General features: G+C 41.4%; 14 protein-coding genes. 9 read left to right on the top strand and 5 right to left on the bottom strand.

Going from position 1 to position 13,727, the window contains the following annotated elements; translation table 11 throughout:
• Positions 1-129 precede the first annotated feature (129 nt).
• The gene (locus tag D0907_RS17575) at positions 130-1,044 is read left to right on the top strand and encodes an alpha/beta fold hydrolase (protein WP_036972821.1); all 915 of its coding nucleotides are present in this window, start codon (positions 130-132) and stop codon (positions 1,042-1,044) included.
• On the opposite strand, the gene D0907_RS17580 is transcribed toward D0907_RS17575, so the two are convergent.
• The 3 genes from D0907_RS17580 to D0907_RS17590 form a co-directional block, all read right to left on the bottom strand.
• A complete protein-coding gene (locus tag D0907_RS17580) occupies positions 965-2,449 on the bottom strand; it encodes a tetratricopeptide repeat-containing sulfotransferase family protein (protein ID WP_118844940.1) in 1,485 nt (494 codons plus the stop codon). The genes D0907_RS17575 and D0907_RS17580 overlap by 80 nt on opposite strands.
• A gap of 132 nt (positions 2,450-2,581) precedes the next feature.
• Positions 2,582-5,167 (bottom strand): TonB-dependent receptor plug domain-containing protein, encoded by a 2,586-nt coding sequence (locus D0907_RS17585; RefSeq protein WP_075593320.1) that lies wholly within the window; start codon positions 5,165-5,167, stop codon positions 2,582-2,584.
• A gap of 292 nt (positions 5,168-5,459) precedes the next feature.
• The gene (locus tag D0907_RS17590) at positions 5,460-5,615 is read right to left on the bottom strand and encodes an oxidoreductase-like domain-containing protein (RefSeq protein ID WP_075593321.1); all 156 of its coding nucleotides are present in this window, start codon (positions 5,613-5,615) and stop codon (positions 5,460-5,462) included.
• Between the two features lie 104 nt (positions 5,616-5,719).
• Here D0907_RS17590 and D0907_RS17595 point away from each other — a divergent pair, with 104 nt between their 5' ends.
• The gene (locus tag D0907_RS17595) at positions 5,720-6,130 is read left to right on the top strand and encodes a hypothetical protein (protein WP_036972817.1); all 411 of its coding nucleotides are present in this window, start codon (positions 5,720-5,722) and stop codon (positions 6,128-6,130) included.
• An 88-nt stretch (positions 6,131-6,218) separates the two neighbouring features.
• A complete protein-coding gene (locus D0907_RS17600; RefSeq protein ID WP_036972816.1) occupies positions 6,219-7,580 on the top strand; it encodes a leucyl aminopeptidase family protein in 1,362 nt (453 codons plus the stop codon).
• A 3-nt stretch (positions 7,581-7,583) separates the two neighbouring features.
• On the opposite strand, the gene gloA2 is transcribed toward D0907_RS17600, so the two are convergent.
• Positions 7,584-7,979, bottom strand: a complete 396-nt coding sequence (gene gloA2 / locus D0907_RS17605) for an SMU1112c/YaeR family gloxylase I-like metalloprotein (RefSeq protein ID WP_174403885.1) — start codon at positions 7,977-7,979, stop codon at positions 7,584-7,586.
• A 69-nt stretch (positions 7,980-8,048) separates the two neighbouring features.
• Positions 8,049-9,122 carry a ketoacyl-ACP synthase III gene (locus D0907_RS17610; RefSeq protein WP_065979118.1) on the bottom strand — a complete coding sequence of 358 codons (1,074 nt, stop codon included), beginning with the start codon at positions 9,120-9,122 and terminating at the stop codon, positions 8,049-8,051.
• A 152-nt stretch (positions 9,123-9,274) separates the two neighbouring features.
• Between D0907_RS17610 and D0907_RS17615 the strand changes: the two genes are divergently transcribed.
• The 6 genes from D0907_RS17615 to D0907_RS17640 all read left to right on the top strand — a co-directional run bounded on the left by D0907_RS17615 (position 9,275) and on the right by D0907_RS17640 (position 13,605).
• Complete coding sequence (locus D0907_RS17615) at positions 9,275-10,582, top strand: metal-dependent hydrolase family protein (RefSeq protein WP_118844941.1); 1,308 nt, start codon at positions 9,275-9,277, stop codon at positions 10,580-10,582.
• Between the two features lie 11 nt (positions 10,583-10,593).
• Positions 10,594-10,998 (top strand): nuclear transport factor 2 family protein, encoded by a 405-nt coding sequence (locus D0907_RS17620; protein WP_036972813.1) that lies wholly within the window; start codon positions 10,594-10,596, stop codon positions 10,996-10,998.
• 17 nt (positions 10,999-11,015) lie between these two features.
• On the top strand, positions 11,016-12,224 hold the full coding sequence (locus D0907_RS17625) for an ATP-binding protein (RefSeq protein WP_074989121.1): 1,209 nt from the start codon (positions 11,016-11,018) through the stop codon (positions 12,222-12,224).
• A complete protein-coding gene (locus D0907_RS17630; RefSeq protein ID WP_065979120.1) occupies positions 12,221-12,754 on the top strand; it encodes a response regulator transcription factor in 534 nt (177 codons plus the stop codon). The genes D0907_RS17625 and D0907_RS17630 overlap by 4 nt, the downstream gene beginning before the upstream one ends.
• 151 nt (positions 12,755-12,905) lie before the next feature.
• Complete coding sequence (locus D0907_RS17635) at positions 12,906-13,310, top strand: DUF1761 domain-containing protein (protein ID WP_074989122.1); 405 nt, start codon at positions 12,906-12,908, stop codon at positions 13,308-13,310.
• A gap of 43 nt (positions 13,311-13,353) precedes the next feature.
• A complete protein-coding gene (locus tag D0907_RS17640) occupies positions 13,354-13,605 on the top strand; it encodes a hypothetical protein (RefSeq protein WP_036972993.1) in 252 nt (83 codons plus the stop codon).
• Positions 13,606-13,727 lie beyond the last annotated feature (122 nt).

Genomic DNA, 13,727 nt, shown 5'->3' on the forward strand with positions numbered 1-13,727 from the left:
CTCTTACGTTTACAAAGTCTTGTTGTATTTAAGGGCTACTTACTTGATCACATCATGCTTGCTTTGCTAGTAATACTGACGTAACGTATTGCTGGTACGATGAGTTTATAATAATAAAAAAGGTCAACCGTGACATTAAAACAACAGTCTGTATTTATAAAATTAGCTGAAAATCAAACCCTCCATATGCGCCGTATTTGTAAAACTGATGCAACCGGGCCTGCGGTGTTTTTTATGCATGGTGCAGTCGAGAATGGCAAAATTTTTTACACTCACAGCAATAAAGGTTTGGCACCGTTTTTAGCTGAACAGGGTTATGTGTGCTACGTGGCTGATTTACGGGGCCGTGGTGAAAGTAAACCTGCAATATCAAAATATGCGAGCTACGGGCAAACCGAAGCCATATTAGAAGACATCCCCGCTTTTTTAGCAAAAATAGAACAACTTGAAGGTGCACCCGCACGTTATTGGGTTGCCCATTCATGGGGTGGGGTATTAATGAATAGCGTATTTGCGCGCTTTCCTAATCTAATTAATGATGTAAGGGCTTGTGCGTATTTTGGATCAAAGCGCACGCTTTATAATCATCACCCAAGCAAATATATCCAAGGTAATTTAATTTGGTATGGTTTAGCACCTTTAATGGCGAGAAAACACGGGTTTGTGCCTGCTAAAAAATTGAAATGGGGAAGTGACGATGAAACGCGTAAGTCCCATTATCAAAGTATGCAATGGGCTAAGCGCAAGCCCTGGGTAGACTCAGATGACGGCTTTGACTATGCAAAAGCGCTGCAAGATATAGCTCTGCCCCCTATTTTTCATGTGGCGGGTATAAAAGATAAGGCGCTTTGCCAACCGATTGACATTGAAAAGTTCATGGCTGAGTCAGGTGTAGGTGTGCAAACAATGACGATTTACGGTCGAAAATATGGTCACAAGGTGAATTATGACCATATTAATATGCTTACTCACCCTGAGGCGCGCCACGATCAGTTTGCTGATCTTCTTGAGTGGTTTTCGGCTCATTCACAAGGCGATTCATAGCCGTTTCGTAACGCTTATATTTATCTTTAGCTTTGTCAGTTAATGGTTGTCTGACTGCTGCTTTACTCAGTGTTGCGACTGGCTTATTCGACTTGTAAAACTCTAAAAAGCGATTGCTGTACTTAACGCCTAAAAATTCACACAGAGCACTCAACGTTTGTTCAGGTTCTGTGACGAGTTGCTCATATTGTAAGTCAAAAAGTGCATCGGGCATTACGCTATGCCAGTGCGATATAAGTTGCTGATATAAATCGTAATACTGCTTAAATTCAGTCAATGAGCAAAAGTAGGGCTCATTTTCTGCAAAGTAATTACTAAATACTGACCACGCAACAGCCTGATAATCACGTTGTATATTTATAAATTTTGCGTTTGGAAATAATAGATAGATTAATCCAAGTGATTGATAATTTGCTGGCAGCTTATTGATCATATACGGGTGTACATGGGGAGATTGCTTTAATCTTTCTATATAGATATTGCGCGCCGTACTGATCAGCTTTTGATCCAGTTTAGATAGGCACTCGGGGTAAGGTAATTGAGTTTGCTGCTCAATATACGCTACAACCTGATTGCTGATACTGGCATCTTCTCCTAGGCTTGCAAAACTTTCGTGACTAACTAGCATTTGTTCAAGCAAAGTAGAGCCACTTCGTGGCATGCCGATAATAAAAACAGGGGTGATCGTGCCCGTAAAACGTTTATCGCGTGAATCAATTAACGTTGCATCACTTTGGCTGATGATTTGCTGATAAAAAGGGGCGAGTTCATTGGTTTTAAACGTAGTCAGTTGTGACTGCAGTTTATTAGCGAGGGTAAAGTAATTAAATGCTTGCTCGGTATCATCTAATAAATCATAGCTTTTACCTAATGCGTAGTAGCAGACCATTTTTAAACGTAAGTTATTGGTGAGTGTTAAAAAGTGATGCAGCTCATTGAGGTAGTTTTGCTCGTGATTAAAGCGAGAAAATTGCACAAGCTCAAAAAGTATATAGGCCTTAACTGGGTAATCACCCATGGCGAGCGCTTGTTGTAAAATACCATAGGCTTTGTCGAGTTCACCATAGGTTAAATAGTGTTGAGCTAAAAAGTAGTGAGGCTCTGGGTTATGACTTGCGATTGATTTTGCATATTCAAGCACAGTAAGCGCATCTTGAGGTGAATGCACGCCATTAAACGCATCGGCAAGTGCATGCAACGGTTCAAGCAGATAGGGCAGCCTTTCACACGCGCGCTGCAACAGATATACAGCAGCATCATAGCGCTCTAATCGAAGTGCGATTCTGCCTAAACCAAACAATGCTTCACCATTTTCAGGGTTCGCATCTAACAAGGCTTTAAAATGAAACTCAGCTTCTTTTAGTTTGTTTTCAGCAAGTAATTGATTGGCTTTTTCTAGCAGCATAGCATCGATAAGAATTTATTATTTTTATTCACTATAAAACTAAAAAGGCGAAATGTCTTTCGCCTTTTTAAATCACTATAAATACCCAAGGTATGTGGGTTGTAATGTCACAACCCACACAATAGCGCAGTTCTAGAACGTGTAAGTTGCTTTCACGTAATAGAAACCACCATTAATCCCATAAGGTGATGTCTCGTAGTATTTGCCACCCCAGTTATTGTTAGGGATCTCTGTACTGTCGAAGAAATCAAGTTTTTCAGCTTCTTGATCAAATAGGTTTTGTGCACCTACCGAGAAACTAATTGACTCAGTTAAGAAGTAGGTAACCTCTGCATCCAGAGTAATAGCTGCGTCAGCTGTTTTAGCTGTTGCATCATAATCAACGTGAACACCTTGGTATTCGCCATAGTAATTTACACGTGTGAAAGCAGAGAAATCTTCCCATTGTTGTGCCCAGCTTAATGTAGCACGGTGATTAGGCAAATCGTTTTCTAAACGGCTTACTTTAAACTCACCTGTAATAGGGGTCGACTTAGTAACTTCAGTATCATTCCAGTTGTACGCTAAACTAAATGTTGAGCTTCCGCCAAGTAGTTCAGTTGAGTAGTTAGCAACTAAATCAATACCTTGAGTTGTTGTATCAAAGTCATTTGTGAAAAAGCTAACTTGCGCTAAGTTTTGTACATTGGGTACACCCGCAGCTTCAAGAGTATCTTTGTCTGCTTGGCTTAGCTCAATTTTATCTGATTGACTGATTCGGTCATCTACTTGAATGTTGTAGTAGTCTACTGTTAAGAATAAGTCACCTAAGGTCCATACGGCACCAAATGTGTAGCTCTGTGATTCTTCAGGTTCAAGCTCGGTACCCCCTAATTGCACTGCAATCGGGTTAGTGGGTGGTAAAAGTGCTGAGTCTACTAATACACCGCTACTTAAGTTTGTTTGCACGTTACTTACGTTCGCTTGTCCGACCGTTGGCGCACGGAAACCTGTACTGATTGAACCACGAATATTTAGATCTTCTGTTAAATGGTATTGACCCGTTAACTTATAGTTAGTGGTTGAACCAAATGTGTCATAGTCTTCATAACGAAGTGCTAAGCCCACTAAGAAATCTTCTGTAAAGGGGGCTTCTACGTCTACATACGCTGCGTAGTTACGGCGAGTATACTCACCGGCATCAGACGGTTTGAAACCAGGGAAGCCGTTTGAGCCGATACCAAAGCCTTGCTCTGTTAGTGGACCCGCTGTAAAGGAAGCAACATCACCTGACACAACGGTGAACGTTTCTTCGTGCCATTCAAGACCACCTGCAACGTTTACGTCGTATGCTAAGCCAAAATCATAACCTTTAGATAAATCAGCGTTAAAGTTTTTCTCTAACTGTGAGTATTTACCAGGGCTAAAGTCGCGTGGACTATCAGGACCAAGCGACGCGTTAATTGTATCGTAGATGAAGTAACGAGATTCGTTATAACCTACCGTACCACTTAAATCATAGTAAGCACCATTAAGGAAACCACTGGTTATTTCACCTTTGGTACCAATTGTTAGTGCTGTATCTGTGATATTCCCACCAAAGTTTGGTGTGAAACCGCCAGGTAAAATTTCATTGAATGCAAAACAGTCTGGGTTATTCGCTACACGGTTAATGTAATCAGTGTTATTTAACACGTTGCCATCAATCTTTATGTCGTCTGGGCAGTTACCGCTCATATCACCCGTTAAATCACCAACAAGTAAGGTTTCGCCGCCGTCATTTGAATAAACACCTGGGCGAGTATGCGGGTTACGATAATAGAAACCACCACGTACATCTCGCTCAGAATAGTTACCAAACATGTAAAAATCTGACGTATTACTTAATTGAAGACCAATGTTACCAAAGATTGAAATGTCATCATTTACCTCTGGTGCACCCCATACTTGTGCTAGTGGTGACACGTCTGGTACACCCGCAGCAGATAGCTCAGCTGCGTCATGGCGTTGAACTGAACGACTTGTTGCATCAGCCGTTTTGTATTGGAAACTTAAATTTGCAAAGCCACTGTCTGTAAATGGAAGGCCCACATTACCAGAGATTTGTGTTGTATCTCCATCTCCTTCGTAGTATTCGCCTTGGCGGATTTCAAACGAGCCACCCTCAGACGCATCTTTTAATACGAAGTTCATTACACCTGCGATGGCATCAGAACCATACTGTGCCGCTGCACCATCACGTAAAACTTCAACTTGTTTCAGCGCGATACTTGGGATCACAGAGATGTCTGCACCTTGTGCACCATCGTTAATGCCGCCACCAAGGAAGGCAATTACAGAAGCACGATGACGACGTTTACCATTAACAAGCACTAATGTACTGTCAGCAGGAAGGCCACGTAAATTTGCTGGGCGAACCAGTGATGCAGCATCACTAATCGGGTTTTGGTGTACGTTAAAAGAAGGAACTGAGCCTTTTAAAAGCTCAAGCATATCGGTATTACCAGCTTTAGTAAGTTCTTCGCCGCCTATGATATCAATAGGAACAGGTGAGTCACCGATAGAACGCGGCGCTGAACGAGTACCAACTACTGCGATTTTTTCAACATTTTTGTTAACTTTAGTCTCTTCGGTTGACTCATCTGCAGCAACCACAGAACCCGACACAAACAGACCCGCTGTTGTCGTGGCTAAAGCAAACTTAACAGCTTGTTGTAGCATATTATTTCTTAATTTCATTCTGACTTCCCCAGTTAGAATAGTTATGATTATGCCACCAAATAGGTATTTTAATTTGGTGTAACTAACTTATACCTACTGTTAATTTGATTTGCAAATTGTTAACGAAACGTTTTATTTTGAGTGTTTTTGTCGTATTTTTTGCATTTTTAAGGGGTATGTCACTGAAAACGCATGTGATAAATTATTCGTTGTTTTCTTAAAGGAGGTCAGAATTTATTGTTGAAGCTAAAAAAAATTAAAATTAGTGATTGTTTGTTCGTATTTTGCACTAAAACTGAGTTGGAACGGTTTAATTATTTTGCTTTGATTCGTTTTTTAATTGCCACTGTCGTAATTTCTCTCGGTATTCATCCCAAACACACGGGCAACAACTACCGCCTCCACAACATTCGTCAGGCGCAGGTTTTTGTGGCTTAGGTTCATTTACGTGGCGATCTTGGCACATTTAAAAAATAAAACGAGTTAAGAAAAGTGTGCGAAGGGTAAAGCAAAATCTACTATAAGTAAATTATGCTTTGTGAAGTGAGATGCTTATGTGAAAATAACCGAATGCGATTATATAAAGTTATTCATCGGGCCCCATTTCGAGTGGCTAAAATTACCAAAAAGCGTCAGCAATTACGCTTTAAGCGCGCTATGGTGGCACTTAAAATCGCACTTGCCCAAGAAAAGCAAGAAACCAAAGAAATGCTGCAAATCTATAGACGTTATACACAAGGCCACGCAACTAAAGAAGAGCTGCATACGGCCAATGAACAATTTTTAGATATTCTAAAAGGGATTGGGCTGGGTGTGTTTGCTGTATTGCCTTTTGCACCCATTACGATTCCGCTAGTTGTAAAACTAGGGCAGTGGGTTGGTGTTGATGTTCTTCCGAGTTCATTCAATATCAATAAGTCACTTAAAGAGATAGATCAGCAAGTTGCAAAAGAAGAAGCCGAAGAAAAAGATCACAAGTAAGCTGCGTTTATCAATCTGATTTAGCCTATACCTTTTAGCTCAAGTTATTGGTATGCTTAATTACCTTTTCTTTATATTGAGTCGTTTAATGAGTTCATTAATTCGTCATTCTTCTACGGGTATTCCGCTCTCTTTCATTGAAAAAACGCATTTAGCATCGTGGTTATCTGAACAGCCGCAAGCTTTGCAAAACTGGTTAAGTAATTGCGACTTTAAAAACAAGGGGCTTGCGCTCGTAGCTGACAGTGAATCAGGTGATTTGGTTCATGTGTATTGCCTTGTAAACGATATTAACGATTTTTGGCTTGCAGGTGACTTGTCGACTAAATTGCCGGCTGGTTGTTACCAAATTCAGGGTGACAGTGCCTTTGTCGAACAGGTTGCACTTGGCTTTATGTTAGGTGGTTATGAGTTTAGTGAATATAAAGAGAAACCATCGCCACGAGCACAACTTGCTATCAGTGATGAAAGCCTTGCCAAGCGCTTGACTGAATTCGCAAGCGCAATAAATTTAGTACGCGATCTCGTAAATACACCTGCAGCCGATATGATGCCACAACATTTATCACAAGTGATGGCTGACTTAGCTGATAATTTTGATGGTGAGTTTAGTGAATGGGTTGGCGATGAGTTGCTTGAGCAAAATTATCCCACAATTCACATGGTTGGCCGTGCAAGTGAAAACAAACCACGTTTGTTAGACTTACGCTGGGGCGCAAAAGATGCTCCTCAAATTACCCTTGTGGGCAAAGGGGTGTGCTTTGACTCGGGCGGTTTAGACTTAAAACCAAGCTCGGGCATGCGCAACATGAAAAAAGACATGGGGGGCGCAGCTCATGTCATTGGCTTAGCGCAGCTAATTATGGCAGCGAACTTGCCGATACGTTTACGTGTCTTGGTTCCTGCTGTAGAAAATGCTGTATCGCGTAATGCATTCAGACCGGGTGATGTTATTAAAACCCGAAAAGGTATCACTGTTGAAATTGATAACACGGATGCCGAGGGGCGTTTAGTGTTATGTGATGCGTTAGCAGAAGCACAAAACGACAATCCCGATCTTATTATTGACTTTGCAACGCTCACAGGAGCGTGTCGTATTGCGCTTGGTACTGAACTGCCAGGCTTTTTTGCGAACGATAACGAGGTAGCCAGTAAGTTGATGAGCGCCGGAGAAAAGTGCTTTGATCCCGTTTGGCAGTTGCCTTTATTCAGTCAATACAAAGCGTTATTAAAGAGTGATGTGGCTGATATTGCGAACTGTGCATCAACCCCATTTGGTGGAGCTATCACTGCTGCACTTTACTTAAAAGAGTTTATCGAACCGAATACGCCTTGGGTTCACTTTGACGTTATGGCGTGGAACTTACGCCCATTGCCTGGTCGTCCTGTGGGAGGGGAAGCACTCGGTATTCGTGCTGTATTTAACTACCTACAAGACCGTTTTCAATAAGTGTTATATTTGATACAACTCTAACGGTAAATCATCGGGATCAGCAAAAAACGTAAATTGCTTCCCGGTGATTTCATCGACACGAATATCTTCCACATCTACACCTTGTTGTTCTAAGTACTGTTTAGCTTCCGTTATATTGGCCACTTTAAAAGCTAAATGGCGCAGTCCTTGTGCTTCAGGATAACTTGGTCTTGTGGGCGCATTTACAAATGAAAACAACTCTATTTGACTGCCGTCTGGCAGTGCAAGGTCTAGCTTGTAAGAATCGCGTTCTTTTCGGTACTGCTCATGGATAATTGGCAATTTTAAAATTTCAGTGTAAAAGTGTTTTGAATGCTCATAATCACTACAAATAATCGCTACATGGTGAACACCTAATAATCCGATTGTTTTCATATATCAACAGTATCCTTGAAACAAAAAAGCGCGGACAATTGCCGCGCTTAATTCACAATATATAGCTTGTTATTCAGCCGCTTTACATGCTGCAACAGCCGGCGCAACAAGTTCTAAGCCTGTTTTATCGCAGGGTGGAAGGCTTGCGTCTGAAATTGAGATAGGCGTTACGCGCTCGCCCCATTTAATGTAGCTTGCAGCCCACGTTAAACCGGCACCAAATGCCGCAGACATAATATTCGAGTTTGGTTTTATAAGGCCTTGCTCAACAGCTTCGCAAATCGCAATTGCAATCGTTGCAGCTGATGTATTACCGTAATCAGCAATGTTGACCATTACTTTTTCGTCAGCCACCTTTAAGCGCTGCTGAATAGCTTGAATAATACGTAAGTTTGCTTGGTGCGGAACAAGTACATCGATGTCATCAAGTTTTAACTGCGCTTGATTAAGCACATCATCACACGCTTCGCTCATTCCTTTAACGGCACGTTTGAAGATTTCACGGCCTTCAAATAATAAGTTAGACGGGCCAATTGGCGCGTACTTATTAAGATCGCTACCAAAATTTTCGATATGCAAAATATCACGATCTTCGCTATCACAGCCTGTTTTAGTTGCCAATAAACCAGATGGAGTATCAGACGCTTCTAATACTACAGCGCCCGCACCATCACCAAATAATACTGCACTGTCACGACGTTCCCAATTGATGTACCAGGTCATGCGCTCTGCTGCGATAACCACCGCTTTTTTGATCATACCAGCACGAATTTGTGCAGTAGCTGCTTGTAGTGCGTATAAAAAGCCTGAACATGCCGCGTTTGTATCCATTGCTGCTGCACCCACCGCACCAATATTCTTTTGTACAAGTGAGGCTGTATTAGCCACCATTGTTGAGGGGGTACATGTTGCGAGTAAAACAAGGTCAATGTCTTTCCCATCAACACCTGCGCATGCAAGTGCGTGTTTTGCAGCGACAGTTGCTAAATCAGCAGTGCTAACGTGGCTTACACGACGAGACTTAATACCCGTACGTGTTGTGATCCATTCATCGTTAGTATCAACTATATTGCTGATTTCGTCGTTGCTAATGCTTGCTGGTGGTATACATTTACCCCAGCCAGTGATTTGGGCATAAGACATAATGTGTTCTCTTTATGTGGTCAGACTTGTTAAAATTTTGCCGAAGTTATATCAAAATTCACTTGTTAAGACTAGCGTAACACACTGCTATGTCGCAAATAATGGCTTTTACTCGGTATTTAAGTTAAACCTAGTATAAAAATGAGGCGAATATGAAAAAAATAAATCTAAAAATAGGCACCTTATCGGTACTGGTTTCTTTGTGCACATTTTCAGTGAGTGCTGACACGTTGCTGATCCATGCAGGGAAAATGTTGGTTGGCGTTGAGCAAGCTGTAAAACAACAACAAACCATCGTGATCGAAAACGATAAAATTACAGCAATTGAAGCTGGTTATTTAACTAAAGAGCAATTAAATCTTACAGATGCAACGATTATTGATTTAAAAAATCAGATGGTGCTCCCCGGTTTAATCGATATGCATGTGCACTTAACATTTGAACGAGATACTAAGCGAAACCCCCATCAGTGGTTAACTGAGTATGAAGCGGATGATGCTCTGCGTTCACTCAAGTATTTAAAGCGCACAGTCGACGCAGGTTTTACCTCAGTGCGTGACTTAGGCAGCCGTTATCAAGTTATTTTTCCATTAAAGCGTGCAATTGAGCGGGGTGATATACCTGGGCCAAGAATTTTTGCGGCAGGCGATATGATTACCCCAACGGGAGGGCATGCCGATATGCACGGGTACCGCCGTGATGTTAGCCAAGCCATTGGCGGTGGGTTAGGCGTGTGTAATGGCGCTGATGATTGTACTCGAGCCGTAAGAGATGTAATAAAAAGTGGGGCCGATGTCATTAAAATCACTGCCACGGGTGGGGTGTTGAGTAATACAGCTGCCGGTGTTAATCAGCAGTTTACCGATGATGAACTTACTGCAATCGTTAATACGGCTCATCACTTAGGTCGCCCAGTTACTGCACATGCACATGGCACAGAAGGTATCAAAGCGGCTTTACGAGCGGGTGTAGACTCAATTGAACACGGCTCTTTTTTAGATAAAGACACTGTTAAGCTATTTAAGAAACAAGATGCGTATTTAATCCCAACATTACTTGCAGGTGCTACAGTCAAACAAGAAGTATTAGAAAACCCCAACATGCCAAAAGCAATTGCTGATAAAGTTGAGTTTGTAGCTCCAAAAATGGAGGCATCGTTTAAATTAGCGTTAAAAAATAAGGTTAAAATAGCATTTGGAACAGATTCAGGCGTATCAAAGCATGGTGATAATGCAAAAGAGTTTGAGCTACTTGTTAATTATGGCATGACACCAAAAGAAGCAATAAAGTCAGCCACTGTCGAGGCCGCTAAATTATTAGGGCAAAGCGAGCACCTTGGTGACTTGAGTGTTGGTAAACAAGCAGATATTATCAGTGTTAATATGAATGTACTTGATAACATTAGTGAACTTAGAAATGTACGCTTTGTTATGAAAGGCGGAGACGTGCTCAAACAGTAAGGGTAACTACGATGAGCGGTAAAATTAAAGCAACGTTATTTAATCAGCTCATTGAGGCTGAAAGGCAATTGCTAGAACCTGAGATCCGTCAGTCTGCAGATGCACTCGATGCGTTGCTCGATGATGACTTTATTGAAATTTCAGCTAATGGCACGTCGTTTAATAAGTTTCAGGTTTTAACTCGTTTACCGACTGAAGTCGTTCCTCAGTTTTATAATCAACACTTTAAAGGGCGGATGCTGAGTGATGAGATTGCCCAATTGAGTTATCAAGCTGCTTTTAGGCGTTCCGCCCGTGCTGAGTTTAATTATTCAATTCGCATGTCGCTATGGCGCTTTAATGGTCAACAATGGCAAATGGTGTTTCATCAAGGAACACCTTGCGCTCCCTTTACTATTTCTATGGATGACGATTAAGTCACTTAACGCTTTTTATGCAAACTGATCCGGCGATTAGTCGTTTACTTACTTTAAGAAGTGCAGCTATTGCTGTGCAATTTTTTGCTGTTGTTTCGGTATACTTTTTATTTGATTATCAAGTTGCCATCTTCCCTTTACTGGCTGTGATTAGTGTTGAAGCACTGTTCCAATTGCTCAGTATTTTAGCGTATCGCAAAGTGAACCACGCGAAACCGATTGCCGTGTTGATGCAGTTGACTGCTGATATCTTATTTTTATCAATATTGTTGTCTTTGAGTGGGGGCGCCACGAACGCATTTGTGTCGCTGTTACTTTTACCAATTATGATTGCTGCCGTGTCGGTTAATGGTAAAGGATTAGCTTACATAGCCGGGCTTGCTATCGCGGCGTATAGCTATTTGCTGTTTAAAATGCCTGATCACAGTATGCATCAAATCGACATGACTCATCACTTTATTGGGATGTGGGTTAACTTCGTGATAAGTGTGATTGTAATTGCATTTATAATCGGTGCGCTAAATCGGACGATTAAAGCACGCGATGCCACTATAGCAAGAGGCCGAGAGCAGCAGCTCAGGCACGAGCAATTGTTAACATTAGATGGTGCAGCTGCACAAATTACCCATCAGTTAGCAAGTCCTATAGCAAACCTGCAATTTCTTTACGAAGAGCTTAAAGAGCAGCAAGCTGACGACCCCATTATACAAGAAATGGCCAAGCCATTGGAGCAGTGCAATGAGCAACTAGCGCATTTTAGAGCGCTATCATCTGCGCTTAGAACAGGTAAAACGCAAACAATAATACCGGTCGATGTGCTGCAAAAAGAAATAGCAGATGCTGCATTATTACATCATCCAGAACACACGCTTGAATGGTTAAATGAACCACCTAAATGCACTATTCTGAGTGATGCAATGTTATTACCCGCTATTTTGAATTTGCTACAAAATGCAGTATTAGCAAACAATCAGCAGCACTCTCACATAGAAGCTCGTTGGCAGTTTAACGCGGATTCGGTTTCTTTATCTTTACGTGATTTTGGTCAAGGTTTAAGTGAGCAACAAATGGCAGCATTAGGGGGTCAACTTATGCCGAGTCAACATGGTATGGGGATGGCAGTAATGCTTTCTAATGTGACTTTGGAACGCTTAGAAGGCTCACTTACAGTGAGTAATCATAAAGAGCAGGGGGCTGTAGCTACAATCACCCTGAAAGTGGCATGAATTTATTAATAATCGAAGACGACATTAATCTAGCCAACACGCTAGCCAGACGCTTTACAAAACATGGCTTTTGTTGTCAGCTTGCCCACAGTTGTCAGCAAGCAATTGACATTTGTAGTGCTTTTTCACCCAGTCATTTTTTAGTCGATTTAAAGTTAAAAGATGAAAATGGCTTAACGTTAATAAAGCCAATGCGCCAGCAATTTCCGCGTTCACGTATTATCCTTCTAACAGGCTTTGCAAGTATTGCCAGTGCGGTTGAAGCGATTCGTCTCGGTGCAGATGATTATTTACCCAAACCCGTCGATTTTGTATCGTTATTGAGAACATTACTTGAGGGCAGTGAGGCAGAGCAACCTACTCATACTTTGCCGCAAACACAAATAATGTCGCCAGAACGACTCGAATGGGAACATATTCAACACGTATTGCATCGTAATCATGGCAATATATCTGAAACAGCAAGGCAGTTGAACATGCACAGACGAACCTTACAACGTAAACTTCAAAAGAAACCCGTTCAGCAATAAAGATGATATTTAAGTATTGTTAAATTAAGTAGCACAACATAAAAAAGGTATTTAGTATTAGAACCAAATACCACTCGTCACATTTGATTTGCTGCTTTGGGATTCCTTAACTAAAGTCAAATTAACCCTATTGGTTGTATGAGTCTGGTGTATGGATTTTTCTCAACTGAATTTTTTTGCCGTATTTCTTGCTGCGCTTGCTTCTTTTCTTCTTGGGGCTGTTTGGTATTCTCCGTGGCTTTTTAAACGCATTTGGATGGAGAGCTGCGGTTTAACAGAACTTGATCTTCAGCAAATCAATCATGTCATGGTGTTTGGTGGCAGTTTTGTGCTGTGTCTATTAATTGCTTTAAGTTTATCTTTATTTATTGGTAGCAATGTTAATGTAGGCGTTGCCGTAGGCACAGGGTTCATCATCGGTTTATGTTGGGTAAGTTGCGCACTTGGCATTGGTTATATTTTTGAGCAACGACCCCTTAAATTGTTTTTAGTGAACGCTGGCTATTCTATTTTACAGTTCTCTTTAACGGGTTTGGTTTTGGGGCTTTGGCCATAGACATGGTAGCATGCGTTTTTTAATCGCGTTTAGTGTGGAGTTTATGGCTAAACCCAATAAAAAAGGCCCGACGAAAACCGTTGATATATTTTGTAGTCAGTGCAAGTGCCAATTATTTAAATACCGCAAAGGCGGCAAAGGTGCATTAGTTAAGTGCTTTGTTGAACGTATAAGCCAAAATTTTACAGCACAGACGGGTGTTTGCCCGCAGTGCCATCGTCATTTTGCCCGCGAAACAATGATAAGAGGCACACCCGCATTAAAAATTATTGGCGGTAAAGTGACGCATAAGTAGCTTATACATAGAATGCGGACATTTATCCTCGTTTAAGTTATCTGCTTTGATACCATTGTTCGGTTTGCTGTTTCAATGAATGAAAACAACCCTCCCCATGGATTGGGCCAGTTGTTTGGGTA

This window comes from Pseudoalteromonas lipolytica, from assembly GCF_003515105.1.
Classification (GTDB): domain Bacteria; phylum Pseudomonadota; class Gammaproteobacteria; order Enterobacterales; family Alteromonadaceae; genus Pseudoalteromonas; species Pseudoalteromonas lipolytica.

Coding starts and splice junctions, on each gene's coding strand:
- D0907_RS17580 (WP_118844940.1), bottom strand. CDS start 2,449: ATGCTGCTAGAAAAAGCCAATCAATTACTTGCTGAAAACAAACTAAAA.
- D0907_RS17585 (WP_075593320.1), bottom strand. CDS start 5,167: ATGAAATTAAGAAATAATATGCTACAACAAGCTGTTAAGTTTGCTTTA.
- D0907_RS17590 (WP_075593321.1), bottom strand. CDS start 5,615: ATGTGCCAAGATCGCCACGTAAATGAACCTAAGCCACAAAAACCTGCG.
- D0907_RS17595 (WP_036972817.1), top strand. CDS start 5,720: ATGCGATTATATAAAGTTATTCATCGGGCCCCATTTCGAGTGGCTAAA.
- D0907_RS17600 (WP_036972816.1), top strand. CDS start 6,219: ATGAGTTCATTAATTCGTCATTCTTCTACGGGTATTCCGCTCTCTTTC.
- gloA2 (WP_174403885.1), bottom strand. CDS start 7,979: ATGAAAACAATCGGATTATTAGGTGTTCACCATGTAGCGATTATTTGT.
- D0907_RS17610 (WP_065979118.1), bottom strand. CDS start 9,122: ATGTCTTATGCCCAAATCACTGGCTGGGGTAAATGTATACCACCAGCA.
- D0907_RS17615 (WP_118844941.1), top strand. CDS start 9,275: ATGAAAAAAATAAATCTAAAAATAGGCACCTTATCGGTACTGGTTTCT.
- D0907_RS17620 (WP_036972813.1), top strand. CDS start 10,594: ATGAGCGGTAAAATTAAAGCAACGTTATTTAATCAGCTCATTGAGGCT.
- D0907_RS17625 (WP_074989121.1), top strand. CDS start 11,016: ATGCAAACTGATCCGGCGATTAGTCGTTTACTTACTTTAAGAAGTGCA.
- D0907_RS17630 (WP_065979120.1), top strand. CDS start 12,221: ATGAATTTATTAATAATCGAAGACGACATTAATCTAGCCAACACGCTA.
- D0907_RS17635 (WP_074989122.1), top strand. CDS start 12,906: ATGGATTTTTCTCAACTGAATTTTTTTGCCGTATTTCTTGCTGCGCTT.
- D0907_RS17640 (WP_036972993.1), top strand. CDS start 13,354: ATGGCTAAACCCAATAAAAAAGGCCCGACGAAAACCGTTGATATATTT.